At 70.7% G+C, this 18,180-nt stretch carries 17 protein-coding genes, 2 tRNA genes and 1 pseudogene; 15 read left to right on the top strand and 5 right to left on the bottom strand.

Features of this window, described 5'->3' with window-relative positions:
- The first annotated feature begins 241 nt into the window (after positions 1-241).
- The 6 genes from gyrB (at position 242) to EF918_RS00265 (ending at position 7,431) form a co-directional block, all read left to right on the top strand.
- The gene (gene gyrB / locus EF918_RS00290) at positions 242-2,263 is read left to right on the top strand and encodes a DNA topoisomerase (ATP-hydrolyzing) subunit B (RefSeq protein ID WP_125638655.1); all 2,022 of its coding nucleotides are present in this window, start codon (positions 242-244) and stop codon (positions 2,261-2,263) included.
- A gap of 43 nt (positions 2,264-2,306) precedes the next feature.
- Entirely contained in the window at positions 2,307-4,895 is a 2,589-nt protein-coding gene (gene gyrA, locus EF918_RS00285; RefSeq protein WP_125638598.1) for a DNA gyrase subunit A, read from the top strand.
- A 9-nt stretch (positions 4,896-4,904) separates the two neighbouring features.
- Positions 4,905-5,513 carry a DUF3566 domain-containing protein gene (locus EF918_RS00280; RefSeq protein WP_125638595.1) on the top strand — a complete coding sequence of 203 codons (609 nt, stop codon included), beginning with the start codon at positions 4,905-4,907 and terminating at the stop codon, positions 5,511-5,513.
- A gap of 70 nt (positions 5,514-5,583) precedes the next feature.
- Positions 5,584-5,657 (top strand) — tRNA-Ile (locus EF918_RS00275).
- Positions 5,658-5,805: 148 nt separating this feature from the next.
- Complete coding sequence (locus tag EF918_RS37625) at positions 5,806-5,940, top strand: DLW-39 family protein (protein ID WP_208809277.1); 135 nt, start codon at positions 5,806-5,808, stop codon at positions 5,938-5,940.
- Positions 5,941-6,105: 165 nt separating this feature from the next.
- Positions 6,106-7,431, top strand: a complete 1,326-nt coding sequence (locus EF918_RS00265; protein ID WP_125638588.1) for a hypothetical protein — start codon at positions 6,106-6,108, stop codon at positions 7,429-7,431.
- Here the strand turns inward: EF918_RS00265 and EF918_RS00260 are convergent.
- Entirely contained in the window at positions 7,418-8,701 is a 1,284-nt protein-coding gene (locus EF918_RS00260; protein WP_125638585.1) for a serine/threonine-protein kinase, read from the bottom strand. The two genes, EF918_RS00265 and EF918_RS00260, sit on opposite strands and share 14 nt — an antisense overlap.
- 35 nt (positions 8,702-8,736) lie before the next feature.
- Positions 8,737-9,285, bottom strand: coding sequence for a DNA-binding protein (locus tag EF918_RS00255; protein WP_125638582.1), 549 nt, complete (start codon positions 9,283-9,285; stop codon positions 8,737-8,739).
- A 161-nt stretch (positions 9,286-9,446) separates the two neighbouring features.
- Here EF918_RS00255 and EF918_RS00250 point away from each other — a divergent pair.
- Positions 9,447-9,519 (top strand) — tRNA-Ala (locus EF918_RS00250).
- 78 nt (positions 9,520-9,597) lie between these two features.
- On the opposite strand, the gene EF918_RS00245 is transcribed toward EF918_RS00250, so the two are convergent.
- A complete protein-coding gene (locus EF918_RS00245) occupies positions 9,598-10,287 on the bottom strand; it encodes a DUF5324 family protein (protein WP_185921539.1) in 690 nt (229 codons plus the stop codon).
- 195 nt (positions 10,288-10,482) lie between these two features.
- On the opposite strand from EF918_RS00245, the gene EF918_RS00240 reads away from it, so the two are divergent.
- Entirely contained in the window at positions 10,483-11,010 is a 528-nt protein-coding gene (locus EF918_RS00240) for a peptidylprolyl isomerase (protein WP_125638576.1), read from the top strand.
- The gene (locus EF918_RS00235) at positions 11,010-11,717 is read left to right on the top strand and encodes a rhomboid family intramembrane serine protease (protein ID WP_125638573.1); all 708 of its coding nucleotides are present in this window, start codon (positions 11,010-11,012) and stop codon (positions 11,715-11,717) included. Before EF918_RS00240 ends, EF918_RS00235 begins: the two co-directional genes overlap by 1 nt.
- Before the next feature lie 139 nt (positions 11,718-11,856).
- Here EF918_RS00235 and crgA read toward each other — a convergent pair whose 3' ends face one another.
- Positions 11,857-12,111 (bottom strand): cell division protein CrgA, encoded by a 255-nt coding sequence (gene crgA, locus EF918_RS00230; RefSeq protein WP_125638570.1) that lies wholly within the window; start codon positions 12,109-12,111, stop codon positions 11,857-11,859.
- Positions 12,112-12,203: 92 nt separating this feature from the next.
- Between crgA and EF918_RS00225 the strand changes: the two genes are divergently transcribed.
- From EF918_RS00225 to EF918_RS00200, 6 genes and pseudogenes are all read left to right on the top strand, one after another.
- On the top strand, positions 12,204-12,995 hold the full coding sequence (locus EF918_RS00225) for a DUF881 domain-containing protein (RefSeq protein WP_125638567.1): 792 nt from the start codon (positions 12,204-12,206) through the stop codon (positions 12,993-12,995).
- On the top strand, positions 12,958-13,695 hold the full coding sequence (locus tag EF918_RS00220) for a class E sortase (protein WP_125638564.1): 738 nt from the start codon (positions 12,958-12,960) through the stop codon (positions 13,693-13,695). The genes EF918_RS00225 and EF918_RS00220 overlap by 38 nt, the downstream gene beginning before the upstream one ends.
- A 32-nt stretch (positions 13,696-13,727) precedes the next feature.
- Positions 13,728-13,904: a hypothetical protein gene (locus EF918_RS00215; protein WP_125638561.1), complete on the top strand. Its 177-nt coding sequence runs from the start codon at positions 13,728-13,730 to the stop codon at positions 13,902-13,904.
- Positions 13,901-14,539 (top strand): aminodeoxychorismate/anthranilate synthase component II, encoded by a 639-nt coding sequence (locus EF918_RS00210; protein ID WP_125638558.1) that lies wholly within the window; start codon positions 13,901-13,903, stop codon positions 14,537-14,539. The genes EF918_RS00215 and EF918_RS00210 overlap by 4 nt, the downstream gene beginning before the upstream one ends.
- A gap of 53 nt (positions 14,540-14,592) precedes the next feature.
- Positions 14,593-15,312, top strand: a pseudogene (locus tag EF918_RS00205) (class E sortase); the annotation flags it as partial.
- A gap of 7 nt (positions 15,313-15,319) precedes the next feature.
- Positions 15,320-16,030 carry a class E sortase gene (locus EF918_RS00200; RefSeq protein ID WP_125638551.1) on the top strand — a complete coding sequence of 237 codons (711 nt, stop codon included), beginning with the start codon at positions 15,320-15,322 and terminating at the stop codon, positions 16,028-16,030.
- An 86-nt stretch (positions 16,031-16,116) separates the two neighbouring features.
- On the opposite strand, the gene pknB is transcribed toward EF918_RS00200, so the two are convergent.
- On the bottom strand, positions 16,117-18,156 hold the full coding sequence (gene pknB / locus EF918_RS00195) for a Stk1 family PASTA domain-containing Ser/Thr kinase (RefSeq protein WP_125638548.1): 2,040 nt from the start codon (positions 18,154-18,156) through the stop codon (positions 16,117-16,119).
- Positions 18,157-18,180: the final 24 nt, after the last annotated feature.

Below are 18,180 nucleotides of genomic sequence, written 5' to 3'. Positions count from 1 at the left end.
GCGCTGGAGGCCCGTGTGAGCCTCTTGGAGCCCCTTCCTGAATATGGGGAGTCGGGCGAGGGAGGTTCAGGGCGGCACATGCGGACTCAGGTACCGGCAAACCCCCATTCATGTCAGCGCTACCGGTAGACTGGGTGGTAAGTCCCGCCCGCTTGCGGGATCCGCCGAGCAACACCGACAACGCAGATCGACGCAGCCGTTCCCGCCGGCCCTCGCGCGCCGCCCGGGAGTCAGGTCTGCGCTGTGCCAGAAAGGGCGCTTCGTGGCCGATTCCGGCGACTCCAACCAGAAGAACTACGACGCAAGTGCGATCCAGGTCCTGGAAGGACTGGAGGCGGTCCGCAAGCGGCCCGGCATGTACATCGGGTCCACCGGTGAGCGCGGACTGCACCACCTCGTGTACGAGGTCGTCGACAACGCGGTCGACGAGGCGCTGGCCGGGCACGCGGACAAGATCGACGTCACGATCCTCGCCGACGGTGGCGTGCGCGTGGTCGACAACGGCCGAGGCATCCCCGTCGGCATCGTCCCGGCGCAGGGCAAGCCCGCCGTCGAGGTCGTGCTGACGGTCCTGCACGCGGGCGGCAAGTTCGGCGGCGGCGGCTACGCCGTCTCCGGTGGTCTGCACGGCGTGGGCGTCTCCGTCGTGAACGCCCTGTCGAGCAAGGTCTCGGTCGAGATCAAGACCGACGGCTACCGCTGGACCCAGGACTACAAGATGGGCGAGCCCACCGCGGCCCTCGCCCGCAACGAGGCGACCGACGAGACCGGGACGTCAGTGACGTTCTGGGCCGACGGCGACATCTTCGAGACCACCGAGTACTCGTTCGAGACGCTCTCCCGCCGCTTCCAGGAGATGGCCTTCCTCAACAAGGGCCTGACCATCGTCCTGACCGACGAGCGCGAGTCCGCCAAGGCCACGGTCGGCGCGGACGACCCGGACGCGGAGCCCGAGGAGCAGCAGGCGCGTACGGTCACGTACCACTACGAGGGCGGCATCGTCGACTTCGTGAAGTACCTGAACTCGCGCAAGGGCGAGCTCATCCACCCCACCGTCATCGGCATCGAGGCCGAGGACAAGGAGCGGATGCTCTCGGTCGAGCTGGCGATGCAGTGGAACTCGCAGTACACCGAGGGTGTCTACTCCTTCGCCAACACCATCCACACGCACGGCGGCGGTACCCACGAGGAGGGCTTCCGCGCCGCGCTGACGGGTCTGGTGAACAAGTACGCGCGCGAGAAGAAGCTGCTGCGCGAGAAGGACGACAACCTCACGGGTGACGACATCCGCGAGGGTCTGACCGCGATCATCTCGGTCAAGCTGGGCGAGCCGCAGTTCGAGGGCCAGACCAAGGACAAGCTGGGCAACACCGAGGCGAAGACCTTCGTGCAGAAGGTGGCCCACGAGCACCTGTCCGACTGGTTCGACCGCAACCCCAACGAGGCGGCGGACATCATCCGCAAGGCCATCGCGGCGGCCACGGCCCGGGTCGCGGCCCGCAAGGCCCGTGACCTGACCCGCCGCAAGGGCCTGCTGGAGAGCGCCTCGCTGCCGGGCAAGCTGTCCGACTGCCAGTCGAACGACCCGGCCAAGTGCGAGATCTTCATCGTCGAGGGTGACTCCGCCGGCGGCTCGGCCAAGTCCGGCCGCAACCCGATGTACCAGGCCATCCTGCCGATCCGCGGCAAGATCCTGAACGTCGAGAAGGCGCGCATCGACAAGATCCTCCAGAACACCGAGATCCAGGCGCTGATCAGCGCCTTCGGCACCGGTGTGCACGAGGACTTCGACATCGAGAAGCTCCGCTACCACAAGATCATCCTGATGGCGGACGCCGACGTCGACGGCCAGCACATCAACACGCTGCTGCTGACGTTCCTCTTCCGCTTCATGCGCCCGCTGGTCGAGGCGGGCCACGTGTACCTGTCGCGCCCGCCGCTGTACAAGATCAAGTGGGGTCGCGACGACTTCGAGTACGCCTACTCCGACCGGGAGCGCGACGCGCTCGTGGAGCTCGGCAAGCAGAACGGCAAGCGGATCAAGGATGACTCGATCCAGCGCTTCAAGGGTCTGGGCGAGATGAATGCCGAGGAGCTGCGCGTCACCACCATGGACGTGGACCACCGCGTGCTCGGCCAGGTCACGCTCGACGACGCGGCCCAGGCCGACGACCTGTTCTCGGTGCTGATGGGTGAGGACGTCGAGGCCCGGCGCTCCTTCATCCAGCGCAACGCCAAGGACGTCCGCTTCCTCGACATCTGAGTCGGTCCGTCGCTGACCGCCTGAAAGGACTTGAAGACCAGCAATGGCCGACGAGAACACTCCCACCACCGAAGCCACCGAAGAGGAACCGCAGATGCGGATCGAGCCCGTCGGGCTCGAGACGGAGATGCAGCGCTCCTACCTCGACTACGCGATGTCCGTCATCGTGTCCCGCGCGCTGCCCGACGTACGGGACGGCCTCAAGCCGGTCCACCGCCGTGTGCTGTACGCGATGTACGACGGCGGCTACCGGCCCGAGAAGGGCTTCTACAAGTGCGCCCGCGTCGTCGGTGACGTCATGGGTACGTACCACCCGCACGGCGACACCTCGATCTACGACGCCCTGGTCCGCCTGGCCCAGCCGTGGTCGATGCGGATGCCGCTGGTGGACTCCAACGGCAACTTCGGCTCCCCGGGCAACGACCCGGCCGCCGCCATGCGCTACACCGAGTGCAAGATGGCGCCGCTGTCGATGGAGATCGTCCGGGACATCGACGAGGAGACCGTCGACTTCCAGGACAACTACGACGGCCGCAACCAGGAGCCCACGGTCCTGCCGGCCCGGTTCCCGAACCTGCTCGTCAACGGCTCCGCCGGTATCGCCGTCGGTATGGCCACCAACATCCCGCCGCACAACCTCCGCGAGGTCGCCGAGGGTGCGCAGTGGTACCTGGCCAACCCGGACGCCTCGCACGAGGAGCTGCTCGACGCGCTGATCGAGCGCATCAAGGGCCCGGACTTCCCGACCGGCGCGCTGGTCGTGGGCAAGAAGGGCATCGAGGAGGCCTACCGCACCGGCCGCGGCTCCATCACCATGCGCGCGGTGGTCGAGGTCGAGGAGATCCAGAACCGCCAGTGCCTGGTGGTCACGGAGCTTCCGTACCAGGTCAACCCGGACAACCTCGCCCAGAAGATCGCCGACCTGGTCAAGGACGGCAAGATCGGCGGCATCGCCGACGTCCGCGACGAGACCTCCTCGCGCACGGGCCAGCGCCTGGTGATCGTCCTCAAGCGGGACGCCGTCGCCAAGGTCGTGCTGAACAACCTGTTCAAGCACACCGACCTCCAGACGAACTTCGGCGCGAACATGCTCGCGCTGGTGGACGGCGTGCCGCGCACGCTCTCGCTGGACGCGTTCATCCGCCACTGGGTGCACCACCAGATCGAGGTCATCGTCCGCCGGACGAAGTTCCGTCTGCGCAAGGCCGAGGAGCGCGCCCACATCCTGCGCGGTCTGCTCAAGGCGCTGGACGCGATCGACGAGGTCATCGCCCTCATCCGGCGCAGCCAGACCGTCGAGATCGCGCGTGAGGGCCTGATGGGCCTGCTGGAGATCGACGAGATCCAGGCCAACGCGATCCTGGAGATGCAGCTGCGCCGCCTGGCGGCCCTGGAACGGCAGAAGATCGTCGCCGAGCACGACGAGCTCCAGGCCAAGATCAACGAGTACAACGCGATCCTGGCCTCGCCGGAGAAGCAGCGCGCGATCGTCAGCGAGGAGCTGGCCGCGATCGTCGAGAAGTACGGCGACGACCGCCGCACGATGCTGGTGCCGTTCGACGGCGACATGTCCATCGAGGACCTGATCGCCGAGGAGGACATCGTCGTCACGATCACCCGCGGCGGCTACGTCAAGCGCACCAAGACCGACGACTACCGCTCCCAGCGGCGCGGCGGCAAGGGCGTGCGCGGTACGAAGCTGCGCGAGGACGACATCGTCGACCACTTCTTCGTCTCCACCACGCACCACTGGCTGCTGTTCTTCACCAACAAGGGCCGGGTCTACCGGGCCAAGGCCTACGAGCTGCCCGACGCCGGCCGGGACGCCCGCGGTCAGCACGTGGCCAACCTGCTGGCCTTCCAGCCGGACGAGCAGATCGCCGAGATCCTGGCGATCCGCGACTACGAGGCGGCGCCCTACCTGATCCTGGCCACCAAGGCGGGCCTGGTGAAGAAGACCGCGCTCAAGGACTACGACTCGCCCCGCTCGGGCGGCGTCATCGCCATCAACCTGCGCGAGCGGGAGGACGGCAGCGACGACGAGCTGATCGGCGCCGAGCTGGTGTCCGCCGAGGACGACCTGCTGCTGATCAGCCGCAAGGCGCAGTCGATCCGCTTCACGGCGACCGACGACGCCCTGCGCCCGATGGGCCGCGCCACCTCCGGCGTGAAGGGCATGAGTTTCCGCGAGGGTGACGAACTGCTGTCGATGAGCGTTGTCCGGCCGGGTACGTTCGTCTTCACCGCGACCGACGGCGGCTACGCCAAGCGCACGCCGGTCGACGAGTACCGGGTCCAGGGCCGCGGCGGTCTGGGAATCAAGGCCGCCAAGATCGTGGAGGACCGGGGCTCGCTGGTCGGTGCGCTGGTCGTGGACGAGGGCGACGAGATTCTCGCCATCACCCTCGGCGGTGGTGTGATCCGTACGCGAGTCAACGAAGTCAGGGAGACCGGCCGTGACACCATGGGCGTCCAGCTGATCAACCTGGGCAAGCGGGATGCCGTCGTGGGCATCGCCCGCAATGCCGAAGCCGGTCAGGAGGCCGAGGAGGGCGACGAGCCCGAGACGGCCGAGGGGCAGGTCGAGGGACAGGCCGCCGAGGACACGGAGTCCTCGGCCGGGGAGCAGTAGGAGCACAGCGTGAGTGGAGCCACGGGCGCCGGATCGGCAAAGAGTGGAGCGAAGGGTGCCCGTGGTCCCGCCGCGGACTCCCAGGGGGCGACGACAACCGTGACGGACACCCGAGGCGCGCAGCAGCCGGAGACCGACGAGAGTCAGGACCGGCCGGCGCAGCCGTACCACCCGCCGCAGGCGTACGCGGCGCCGTCCGGCCCGGGGGCGCAGCGTCAGCCGCGTCCCGCGGCGCGGACGGCGCCCCGGACCCGCAAGGCACGACTGCGGGTGGCCAAGGCCGACCCGTGGTCGGTGATGAAGGTCAGCTTCCTGCTGTCCATCGCGCTGGGCATCTGCACCATCGTGGCGGCGGCGGTGCTGTGGATGGTCATGGACGCCATGGGGGTCTTCGACACCGTCGGCGGCACCATCAGCGAGGCCACGGGCTCCAACGAGTCCAACGGCTTCGACCTGCAGTCGTTCCTGTCGCTGCCGCGGGTGCTGATCTTCACCTCGGTGATCGCGGTGATCGACGTGGTCCTGGCGACCGCGCTGGCCACCCTCGGGGCGTTCATCTACAACCTGTCGGCGGGTTTCGTCGGCGGTGTGGAGCTCACCCTCGCCGAGGACGAGTAGCCCTGTGACCTGCGATTTGGGAACTCCCGGGTCTGTGCGCTAATCTTCAGGAGTCAGCGCGCAGCGCGGAGGGGCTATAGCTCAGTTGGTTAGAGCGCATCCCTGATAAGGATGAGGCCACAGGTTCAAATCCTGTTAGCCCCACAGTAAGGTCACGGCCCGGCGGAGGAACTTCCGCCGGGCCGTTTCCGTTGGTCCCTACAGGTCGATCCCAGATAACCGAACGGTATCGATCGGTGTGTATTGTTGGGCCCCAGAAGTCCCCTACGTCAACGAAAGACGAGGTCGCGCGGTGAAGAAGCTTCTCCTGGTCGCACTGGCCGCCATCGGCGGGCTCCTCGTGTACCGCCAGATCCAGGCGGACCGCGCCGAGCAGGACCTGTGGACGGAGGCCACCGACTCCGTGCCCTCGGGTTCCGGTGTGTGAGACCGCACAAACTGATGTCATGAAGCCCCGGCTGCCCAGGCGGCCGGGGCTTCGTGCTGTGCCGGCACGAAAAATACGGATTCGGGGGCGGACGTGAGGGGTCGGGTACGCGGTCGGGTGCAAGGTCGGGCACGCGGTCGGGCGGGGGGCCGGCCGGTCGGGCCGGTGGGGGCGGCAGCGGCGGCAGCGCTCGCCCTGGGCCTGGTGGCCGCCACGACCGCAGCGGCGTACGCGGAGCCGGCGCCGCTGCCGGCGTACCGGACCGCGGAGGGCTCGAAGAAGATCGCGGGCGCCCCCAGTACGGCGGACGCGCCCCTGGTCGAGGCGGGCCGGACCTACGAGGACACCGTGGCGCCCGGCGAGCGCTACTACAAGCTGGTCCTGGACGACCGCTCCTCCGTGTACGTCTCCGCCGTGATCCGGCCCGCCGCGGGCGCGAAGCTCGGCTACTCCGACGGCATCGAGGTCGAGGTATTGACCACCGCCGGGCGCCGCTGCCCCGGCAACCCGGGCCGGGCCGACTTCGCGTACGAGCCGGTGCCGGCGGCCGCGGCCGGGGTGCGGCGGCTGGAGGAGGACGCCGACTGCCAGCAGGCCGGGGTGTACTACGTGAAGCTCACCCGCACCGCGGGCAAGGACGAGGACCAGCGCCCGTACCCGGTGGAGCTGCGGGTGCAGCGCGAACCCGGGCTGCGCACCGGGAACGCCCCCGCCCCCGCGCCCAGCTACTCGCCCACGGCTCCGGCCCAGGAGCCGGCCGCGCAGGCGGTGACCCGCGAGGGCGGCACCGGCTTCAACGACGCCCGGGCCCTGCGGGCCGGGGTGTGGCGGGACGACCTGCGGCCCGGGCAGACCCGCTTCTACCGGGTCCCGCTGGACTGGGGCCAGCAGATGGCGGTCACCGCCGAACTGGCCGGGGCGAAGATGACCAAGAGCTACGGCTCGGCCTCGGGCGGGCTGTTCGTGGACCTCTACACCCCGTACCGCGCCCTGGCCGGGGCCGAGGACACCTCGTACGACGGCAGGCAGGCGGCCGTGAAGCTGCCGCTGACGGCCCCGGTGGCGTACCCGAACCGGTTCGCGTCGGACACCCGGACCCGCGCGATGCGGGTGGCCGGCTGGTACTACCTGGCCGTGACCATGGGCCACAAGGTCGGCGAGTTCACCGAGGACGCCACGCCGGTGCCGCTGACGCTGCGGCTGACGGTGGAGGGCCGGCCCGTGGCCGCCCCGCCGTACGTGGAGGACCTGGCGGCCGGCGGCCTCGGGGTGGCCGAGGCGGACCGGGCCGCCGCCCGGGACGGGCTGACGGCGCCGGAGGCGGTGGCGGCGGCCGACCGGAGCGCGCGGATGGGGCTGGTGGCCGCGGGCGGCTTCGGCACCGGTACGGCACTGCTGCTCGGGCTCGGCGGGTGGCTGCTGCTGGCCCGGCGCGCGGCCGCCGCGGCCGCTGCCGCCGCCTCGGCGGGGCGGGGCCCTACTGCTGGGTGAGGGCCCAGATCCCGACCGCGAAGCAGATCAGCGAGGCCAGCAGCACCCCGGCCGTGACCACCCGGCCGGGCGGCCGGATCCCCGCCCGCGGCCGCGGCCCGGCCTGCGGCTGGGCCGTCGGCTCCGGTACGGGCCCGGACCCGGACCCCGCCCCGGCGGGCTGTGGCACGGCCGGCTGCGGCGCCGGTGGGGCGAGGTGGAAGCTGCCGGTCCCCGAAGACCCCGGTCCGGCCGCCGCACCCGGTCCGGCCGCCGCACCCGGTCCGGCCGTGGCGCGGGGGTCGGCGGAGGCGCGGCGGTCTGCGGAGGCGTGGGTGACGGTAGGGGTGGGGGCGGGCACCGTCGCGGCCACCGGGGTCGTGGGGGACTCCGGGGTGACCGCGGTGGTCGTCAGGGGGCCCTGAGGGCCGAAACCCGCGGGGAGCGGGCCGAGTTGGTCGAAGACCTCGACCGGTTCCTGGTCCGGTCCGGCCGGCGGCAGGAGCTCCACGGCCTCGGCAAGGGCCTTGCGCGCCCCCGTGGCCGTACGGAAGCGGGCGGCGGGGTCGGGGTGCAGCAGATTCGCCACGACGTCCCACAGGGGCGCGGGGAGGCCCTCGGGGGCGCCGGGCACGCCGTGGGCCCGGAAGTGCTCGACCAGGGCCCGGGAATCGGGCCTGCGGCCCTGGAGGAGGTACAGGGCGACCAGCCCGACGGCGAAGAGGTCGGCGGGGAAGTCCGGCTCGGCGCCCATCAGTTGCTCGGGGGCGAAATAACCGGGCGTGCCCAGCACGTAGTTGGTCTCGGTGAGCCGGGGCTCGCCCTTGCGCACGGCGATCCCGAAGTCGGACAGCCGCAGGTGCGGCCGGCCCGTTCCGGTCGCCTCCATCAGGAGGTTGGCCGGCTTGATGTCCCGGTGGACCACTCCCTCCGCGTGCACCGCCGCCAGCCCCGACAGGAGCTGGTCGAGCACGGTGCACACGAAGCGTGCCGGCAGGGGTCCGTAGTCGCCGATGACGTGGGCCAGCGAGCCCCCGGCGACCAGGTCCATGGTGAACAGGACCTGGTCGTCGTCCGCCGCCCAGCTGGCCGGGGCCAGCACGTGCGGGTGGTCGATCCGAAGGGCCTGTTCCCGTACGAAGCGCAGCAGGGTGTGGGCGTCGCTCTGCTGGAGGACCTTGGCCGCGACATAACGGCGGCGGCGGTGGTCCCAGGCCCGCCACACGGCCCCCGAACCGCCCCGGCCGATCGGGTCGACCAGCTCGTACCGCCCGGCGAACACCTCACCCATGGCTGCGCCCGCTCCCCCGTCCCCCGGATGCGTGATCAGTTCTGGTGGGCCTCGTAGTGCGCCACCGCCTCGGCGGTCCGCCCGGCCCCGTAGACCCTGAGGAACTCTGCCAGTTCCGGATGGGTGGGGGCGAGCGTGTCCGCCGCGTCGATGATGTCGCCGGCCGCGGCGACCGAGCGCAGCAGCGACTGGATCTCGCGCACCACGCGCTTGACCGTGGGCGCGCCCGAACCGGTGGCGGTCTGACCGCTGTTGCTGAGGACGGAACCCCCCTGGGTCTTCTTGATCTCGTCCATCCGGTCGGTGGCCTCCACGGCGCTGACGCTGCCGTCGGCGACCTGGCTCGCGAGCTCCTGGAGGGCCTGGACCCGCTGGACCACGGCCGGATTGCCGATCTTGGCGCGCTGGCCGCTCATCAGCTGGGACAGCATGGGCGCCGACAGGCCGAGGACGGCAGCAAGGCGGGCCTGGTTCAGGCCGAGATCATCTATGAGCCGGCGGAAGAGGGCCCCGAGAGGCTCCCCGTACCAGCTCCGCTGAAGCTCTCTGGCTCTGGCCGTGGCCTCTTGCTGAACTGCGTCCACTCTTGGTACTCCCCTTCGCTGGTGCGAACCTCGCGAGCATCTTACGGAGAGTGGTCGCACGGCGGGAGTCCCTATCATTTTGCTCGATGAGGGGGTCTACCCGGTACTCTGGTCTGCGGAAGTGGCCGCCTCTTCGGGAGGACCGGTCGCGTCCAGTTCTCGGGGCTTTAGCTCAGTTGGTAGAGCGCTGTCTTTGCATGGCAGATGTCAGGGGTTCGACTCCCCTAAGCTCCACGTCAAGAACCCCTCCTGACCTGCGGTGACGCAGGACGGGAGGGGTTCTTTCGTGTCCGAACGGGGCGCGGGGGCGGGCTAGTTCTGCTCGTCGTCCGGGCGGGAGGCCTCGCGTTCCTTCGCGGCGAGTTCGTCGTCGAAGGTGGTCTGGGCCGCGTCGCGGGCCGGGACCTCCGTGGCCGCCGGGGGCTCCACCAGCCAGTCGGGGTTGGACTGCTCGTCCCACCAGCGCCAGGCCAGGTACGCGCCGCCGACCAGGGCCCCGAGGATGGCCAGGCCCTTGACCACCTTGCCGGCCTTGCGGCGGTACTCGCGCCGGCGCACCAGGTGCTGGACCTCGCGGGCGGAGACCTGGCCGCGCAGGGCCGCCAGGGCCGCCGCGGAACGGGACGCGGCCTCCTCCGCCACGGGGTGGGCGGCGGCGAGCGCGCTCTCCAGTCGGGGGGTGGTGTAGTCGGCGGCCTGCCGGGCCGCCCGGCGGGTCTCGTGCACGGCCCGGGTCGCCGCGCGGTCGACGTTCGGCGGTACGTGGGCGCGCGCCGCCCTCATCCGGGGATGGAGGTGGGTGTCGTAGGCGCTACGGGCCTGGCGGGACGCGTCGGTGGCCATCTGGGAGACCATCGGGACCAGCCGTTCGTTCGCCTCGTGCGCGTAGTGCGCGGCGGTGTCCCTCGCCGTCTCCGCGTAGGGCACCACCGCCTCCGCCGCGTACCGCACCGCGTCCTTCGCACTCTCCGTCGCCGCGCGCACGCTGTCCTTGCCGCTCACAGGATCCTCCTTCTCGCTGGCGGACAGAGTTCACCTTTCCACCCTTTGTCGGATCATGCCCGGTGCAGGGCCGGGCGGCATGCGTGACAGGGCATACGGGTGGCCCTTTTTCCCCGGACTTCTCCGGGGTGCAGCACATCGTGCGAGGATCTGGGACCGACAGTGATGACCAGGTGACGAGGGAAGGCAGATTCCGTGGCCGGGAAGCTTTACGCCACTTTGAGGACCGATCACGGCGACATCGAGATCGCGCTCCTGCCGTTCCACGCGCCGAAGACGGTCCGCAACTTCGTCGAGCTGGCCACGGGCGAGCGCGAGTGGACCCGTCCCACGGACGGCCAGAAGACCACCGACCCGCTCTACGACGGGACGATCTTCCACCGGGTCATCAGCGGGTTCATGATCCAGGGCGGTGACCCGCTGGGCAACGGCACCGGCGGTCCCGGCTACGCCTTCGCCGACGAGTTCCACCCGGACCTCGCCTTCACCAAGCCCTACCTGGTGGCGATGGCCAACGCGGGCCCGGGCACCAACGGCTCCCAGTTCTTCATCACCGTGGCGCCGACGGCCTGGCTGACCCGCAAGCACACCATCTTCGGCGAGGTCACGGACAAGGCGAGCCAGGCGGTCGTCGACCGGATCGCCGGGCTGCCGACCAATCCGCGCACCGAGCGTCCCCTGGAGGACGTGGTCATCCGTTCCGTGGTCGTCGAGCAGCGCTGATGATGCCCCGCCCGGCGCGGGACCCCCACCTGGTCACCAAGATCCTGGTCGCGGTGAACGCGGTGGTCTTCCTCCTGGTGCGGGCGGACCCCGGGGTGCTGCTGCCGGGGCAGCTGGTGGGTGCGTACGTCGACCGGCTCGGCGGTCCGGTGCACGGGGTGGCGGCGGGGGAGTACCACCGGCTGCTGACGGCGGTGTTCCTGCACGAGCAGTGGTGGCACCTGCTGGGCAACCTGCTGGGCCTGTGGTTCCTGGGTGGCCCGCTGGAGGCCGCGCTGGGCCGGGCCCGGTTCCTGGCCCTCTATGTGCTCTCGGGGCTGGGGGGCAGCGCCCTGGCCTATGCGGTGACCGAGCCGAACGTGCCGACCCTGGGGGCCTCGGGCGCCGTCTTCGGGCTGCTGGGCGCGTCGGTGGTGCAGATGCGGGCGGCGCGGGAGGACCTGCGGCCGGTGGCCGCGCTGGTGGCGGTGCTGTTGCTGCTGAGCTTCGTCCCGCTGGGCGGCGGGGCCGGCGGCGAGGAGCGGTGGACGGTGTCCTGGGAGGCCCATGTGGGTGGCCTGGTCACCGGTGTCCTGATCGGCGTGGGGATGTTCGGGGTCCGGCCCGGACCGGGCCGGACCGGCGCGGTCGCCGCCTGGGGCGCCTGCGGCGTCGCGTTCGTGCTGGTGGTGGCGGCCGTACTGGTCCGTACGGCCGAGCTCACCTGATCACCACACCGGCGTCAACCCGACGCCGCCCACATACTTATCCACAGATGGTCTGAGTTTTGTCCTCAGCTGTGGACAGGGCTGTGGATAAGTATGTGCAGAACTGTGCGCAGAGTGGCACGGAGTGTTCCGGAGCGTGCTACTTCCACTGGGTGGAGACGCCGAAGCCGGCCGCGATGAAGCCGAAACCGACCACGATGTTCCAGTTCCCGAGCGATTCGATCGGCATCTGGGTGTCCGTCACGTAGAACATGACGATCCAGGCAAGCCCGATGAAGAAGAACGCCAGCATCACCGGGGCGACCCAGCTGCGGTTCGTCAGCTTGATCGCCTGTGCCTGCCTGGACGGCGGCGGGGTGTAGTCGTCCTTCTTGCGGATGCGTGACTTCGGCACGAGGGGTCTCTCCTGTCGATGCGCTGGGGACCTTGCCTCCCCCGGGCGTCCGTTAGCGTAGTGGTTCAGTGGCGCCGAAGGAGAAGGGTACGTTGAGCAATTCCGACGACTCCTCCGTGGGTCCCCGTCGCCGGGGCCCCCGACTGCGGCCGGCCCGACTGCTGACCGCGGGCGTGTTCGCGCTGGCCGGACTCATCTTCGTGACCAGCTTCAACACCTCCAAGGGTACGAACATCAGGACGGACACTTCCTTGCTGAAGTTGTCGGACCTGATCCACGAGCGCAGCCAGAACAACGCCGAGCTGGAGCGCAGCACCGCCACCGTCCGCCACCAGGTCGACGCCCTGGCCGACCGGGACGACGGCAGCACCCGGGCCGAGGACGCCAAGCTGGCCGCGCTGCGCGAGCTGGCCGGCACCGAGCAGCTCGCGGGCAAGGGCCTGACGGTCACGCTCAACGACGCCCCGCCGAACGCCACCGCCCGCATCCCCAACGTGCCCGAGCCCCAGCCCAACGACCTGGTGATCCACCAGCAGGACCTCCAGGCCGTGGTGAACGCCCTGTGGCAGGGCGGGGCCCGCGGGATCCAGGTCATGGACCAGCGGCTGATCTCCACCAGCGCCGTGCGCTGCGTGGGCAACACCCTGATCCTCCAGGGCCGCGTCTACTCGCCCCCGTACAAGGTGACGGCGGTCGGCGACCCGGCGGCACTGAAGAAGGCCCTGGCGGCCTCCCCGGCGATCCAGAACTACCAGCTCTACGTCAATGCCTACGGCCTCGGCTGGAAAGTCGACGAGCACAAGGCGGTGACTCTGCCGGGGTACTCGGGCACAGTGGACCTCCACCATGCGAAGCCCCTGGAGAGCACCAGCCCGAGCCCCTGACCGGCGGGCCCGCGCCGTCCGGCTGGCGGTGCGGACCGTCAGCGAGGCGTGCCTGACGGCCGGCACCCTGATCGTGCTCTTCGTGGCCTACCTGCTGCTGTGGACCGGGGTCCGGGCGGACCGGGCGACGGACGGCGAGCGGGACCGGCTGCGCGACCGCTGGGCGGCCGCAGGGCCCGCCGCCGCGCCCGCCCCGGCCCGCACGCCCGGTCCCGCGCCGACGCCCCCGCCCACGGCCGCGTACCGCCCCGGCGAGGCCTTCGCGGAGCTGTACGTCCCCCGCTTCGGCGCGGACTGGGTCAAGCCGGTGCTGGAGGGCACGGGCGCCGAGCTGCTCAAGAAGGGCGTCGGCCACTACGCGGGCACCGCCCGCCCCGGCGCCACCGGCAACTTCGCCGTGGCCGGGCACCGCCGCACCTACGGGGACCCGTTCAAGGACGCCGACGAGCTGCGCCCCGGGGACCCGGTGATCGTGCAGGACGCGACGACCCGGTACACGTACACGGTGCGCGCCGCCCCGCTGCGCGTCCTGCCCACCGAGGTCGGCGTGGTGGCGCCCGTGCCGCAGCGCTCTCCCTTCACCGGGCCCGGCCGCTACCTGACCCTGACGACCTGCGACCCGGAGTGGGGACACAGCCACCGTCTCATCGTCTGGGCGGAACTCACCGAGACCCGGCCCGTGGAGCGGGGCAGCCCTTAGTCTGGTGCGGAACAGGTAGTGGAAGGGACGGCATGTACGGCTGGATCTGGCGGCATCTGCCGGGCAACACGTGGGTCCGCACGCTGATCTCGCTCGTGCTGGTGCTCGCGGTGGTGTTCGTGCTGTTCCAGTACGTCTTCCCGTGGGCCGAGCCCCTGCTCCCGTTCAACGATGTCACGGTCGACGAGGGAGCGGGAGCCAGCGGGTGAGCGCGCGCATTCTGGTGGTGGACAACTACGACAGCTTTGTCTTCAACCTGGTCCAGTACCTGTACCAGCTGGGGGCCGAGTGCGAGGTGCTCCGCAACGACGAGGTGGAGCTCGCCCACGCCCAGGACGGCTTCGACGGTGTCCTGCTCTCCCCGGGCCCCGGCACCCCCGAGGAGGCCGGGGTGTGCGTGGACATGGTCCGGCACTGCGCCGCCACGGGCGTCCCCGTCTTCGGCGTGTGCCTGGGCATGCAGTCCATGGCGGTCGCGTACGGCGGCGTGGTGGACCGGGCCCCGGAGCTGCTGCACGGCAAGACCTCCCCGGTGGTGCACGAGGGCCGGGGCGTCTTCGCCGGTCTGCCCTCCCCCTTCACCGCCACCCGCTACCACTCGCTGGCGGCCGAGCCGGGCACCCTGCCCGACGAGCTGGAGGTCACGGCCCGCACCGAGGACGGGATCATCATGGGCCTGCGGCACCGGGTCCACGACGTCGAGGGCGTGCAGTTCCACCCCGAGTCGGTGCTGACCGAGTGGGGCCACCGGATGCTCGCCAACTGGCTGGTGCGGTGCGGTGACACGGGCGCGGTCGAGCGCTCGGTGGGGCTCGCCCCGGTGGTGGGCAAGGCCGTCGCGTGACCGCGCTCGCGCCGTCCGCGCCCACCGGGGGCCGGGCCGCGCGGCGCAGGGCGGCGCAGGAGGCCGCGAAGCGGGCGCGACGGCGGCGCAGGGGCGGACCGGTGGTGGTCCTCAGCCGGCTGGTGGGGGAGCTGTTCATCACCGTCGGCCTGGTCATGCTGCTCTTCGTGGCCTACCAGCTCTGGTACACCAATGTGCTCGCCGAACGGCAGGCCAGCGGCGCGGCCGGCTCGCTGCGCCAGGACTGGGAGACCGGCGGCGCCGATGCGCCCCCGGTGACCGCCTTCGAGCCCGGGCAGGGCTTCGCGATCCTCCACATCCCGAAGCTGGACGTGAAGGTGCCGGTGGCCGAGGGGATCAGCAAGCCCAAGGTGCTGGACCGGGGCATGGTCGGGCACTACGCGGAAGGCGCCCTGAAGACGGCGATGCCGGGCGACCGTACGGGCAACTTCGCGGTGGCCGGCCACCGCAACACCCATGGCGAACCGTTCCGCTTCATCAACCGGCTGACCCCCGGGGACCCGATCGTGGTCGAGACCCGCGACGCGTACTACACGTACGAGATGACCGGCATCCTGCCGCAGACCTCCCCGACGAACGTGGCCGTCCTCAAGCCCGTCCCGGAGGGTTCGGGCTTCACTTCGCCGGGCCGGTACCTCACGCTGACGACCTGCACCCCGGAGTTCACCAGCACCTACCGGATGATCGTATGGGGCAGGATGGTCGACGAGCGTCCCCGCAGCCAGGGCGCGCCGCCCGCTCTCAGAGGATGAGTCACCCGTGTCACGTGCCCGTCGCGCGACCCCGCGCAGCCGCAACTGGGTCGCAGGATCCCTGAGCCTGCTCGGCGAACTGCTGATCACGGTGGGGGTCGTCCTGGCCCTGTTCGTCTGGTACTCGCTGTGGTGGACCAACGTGGTCGCCGACCGCCAGGCCTCGGCCCGCGGGGACGAGGTGCGCCAGCAGTGGCAGAGCGCGCCGTCGGCCGCACAGCCCGGGGCGCTGGACACCCGGGGCGGGATCGGCTTCCTGCACGTGCCGGCGATGAAGAACGGCGAGGTGCTCGTCAAGCGGGGCACCTCCCCGGAGGTCCTCAACGACGGCGTGGCCGGCTACTACACGGACCCGGTGAAGTCGGCGCTGCCGTGGGACCCGAAGGGGAACTTCACCCTCGCCGCGCACCGGGACGGGCACGGGGCGAAGTTCCACAACATCGACAAGCTCCGCACCGGCGACGCGATCGTCTTCGAGACCCGCGACACCTGGTACGTCTACAAGGCGTTCGCCGTGCTGCCGCAGACCTCGAAGTACGACGTGGACGTGATCAACCCGGTCCCGAAGGCCTCCGGCCGCACCGCGCCGGGCCGGTACATCACGCTGACCACCTGCACGCCCGTCTACACCTCCAAGTACCGCTACATCGTGTGGGGCGAGCTGGTGCGCACCGAGAAGGTCGACGCCCGGCGGACGCTCCCGGCCGAGCTCCGCTGACCCGGCGCACGGGCCGGCGCACACGGCGAAGGCCGGGCACTCCGTACGAGGAGTGCCCGGCCTTCGCCGTCGTCGTCGGGCCGGCGTCAGTTGCGGCCGAAGTCGAACCAACCGCCGCCGGAGTTGCTGCCGTTGCGGTTGTCCTGCTGCTGGATCCCCGCGATCGTGCGGACGTTGACCACCTGGCCGGCCGCCACCGGGGCGCCCGCGGGCGGGTCGCTGATCACGACGGTCGAGTTGTCGTCCGTCGGACCCGAGATCACCTGGCCGAACGCGAGCCCGTTACGGGCGAGCTCCGCCTTGGCCTGGGCGAGGGTACGGCCCACCAGCTGCGGCATGGTCGTCGCCGGCGGGTTGGACGTGGCCTTGGTGATCGTGATGTTCACCGCGGAGTTCGGGGCGAGCTGGGTGTTCGGCGGGAACTGCTGGTCCACGACCGTGCCCGGCGTCGCGCCCGGAGAGTCCACCTCCGTGACGCTGCCCAGCTTCAGCTTGGCGTCCGTCAGGAGCTGCCGGGCCTGGTCCTTGGTCTGCCCGATCAGGTTCGGCACGAGCGACTTGGTGACCTCCTTGGCCACCTGGAGGGTGACCGCGGTGCCCTTCTCGACCTGGGTGTCCCGCTTGGGGTCCTGGCCGATCACGGTGCCGGCCTTGCGGTCCGACTCGACGTTCTTGCGCTCGATGGTCTGGAAGCCCAGGCCGCGCAGCTTGGTCTCGGCCTCCTCGTAGGTCAGGCCCTCCAGGTTGGGCATGGCCACCTTGGGCGCGCCCGAGGAGATCTTGACCTTGACCACCGACTCCCGGTCGGCCTTGGTGCCGGCCGCCGGGTCCTGGGAGCAGACCTTGCCCTTGGGCTGGTCGTTGCACTCCTCGTCGCCGGCCTTCTCGACCTTCAGACCGACGTTCTCGCCGCTCTTCTGCGCCTCTTCCAGCGTGCTGCCGACCAGCTTGGGCACGGACGGCCGGTTGTCGGCGCCGCCGCCCGAGAGGGAACGGCCGATCAGGATGGCGCCGACCAGGACGAGGACACCGGCGGCGATGAGCAGGACCGTCGAGGCCCGGCTCTTCTTCTGCGGCTGCCGGCGGCGCGAGCCGCCCTGGTCGTAGCCGCCCTGGTCGGGGTAGTAGCCGTCGCCGCCGGGCGGCGTGGGCGGCATCATCGAGGTCTGGCCGGGGTCGGCGGGACGCATCGCCGTGGTGGGCTGGTCGTAGCCCGGGTGGCCGTAGCCGCCCTGGTCCGGGTAGCCGTAGCCGGGGGCGCCCATGGCGGCCGCGGCGGCGACGGGCTGGCCCTCCAGGCAGGCCTCGATGTCGGCCCGCATCTCGTCGGCGCTCTGGTAGCGGTAGTCCGGGTCCTTGACCAGCGCCTTCAGGACGATGGCGTCCATCTCGGGCGTGATCTCGGGGTCGAAGTTCGACGGCGGCTGCGGCTCTTCGCGGACGTGCTGGTAGGCGACGGCCACGGGGGAGTCGCCGATGAACGGCGGCCGGACGGTCAGCAGCTCGTAGAGCAGGCAGCCGGTGGAGTACAGGTCGGAGCGGGCGTCGACGGTCTCGCCCTTGGCCTGCTCCGGGGAGAGGTACTGGGCGGTGCCGATCACGGCCGCGGTCTGGGTCATGGTCATGCCGGCGTCGCCCATCGCGCGGGCGATGCCGAAGTCCATGACCTTGACCTGGCCGGTCCGGGTGAGCATGACGTTGGCGGGCTTGATGTCACGGTGGACGATGCCCGCGCGGTGGGAGTACTCCAGCGCCTGGAGGATGCCGATGGTCATCTCCAGCGTGCGCTCGGGCAGCAGCTTGCGGCCGGAGTGCAGCAGCTCGCGCAGGGTGGACCCGTCGACGTACTCCATCACGATGTAGGGGATGGAGATGTTGTCGACGTAGTCCTCGCCGGTGTCGTAGACCGCGACGATCGCCGGGTGGTTGAGCGACGCGGCCGACTGCGCCTCGCGGCGGAAACGGGCCTGGAAGGACGGGTCGCGAGCGAGATCGGCGCGCAGGGTCTTGACGGCGACGGTACGGCCGAGCCGGGTGTCCTGTGCGAGGTAGACCTCGGCCATGCCACCGCGGCCGAGCACGTGGCTCAGCTCGTACCGGCCGCCGAGGCGACGCGGCTCTTCCATAACTTCCAGCCCTCTCCGTCAGTC

Source organism: Streptomyces sp. WAC06614 (assembly GCF_003949795.1).
Classification (GTDB): Bacteria; Actinomycetota; Actinomycetes; order Streptomycetales; family Streptomycetaceae; genus Streptomyces.
The sequence above is the reverse complement of the archived record's forward strand: the minus strand, read 5'-3'. Positions and strand labels throughout refer to the sequence as shown.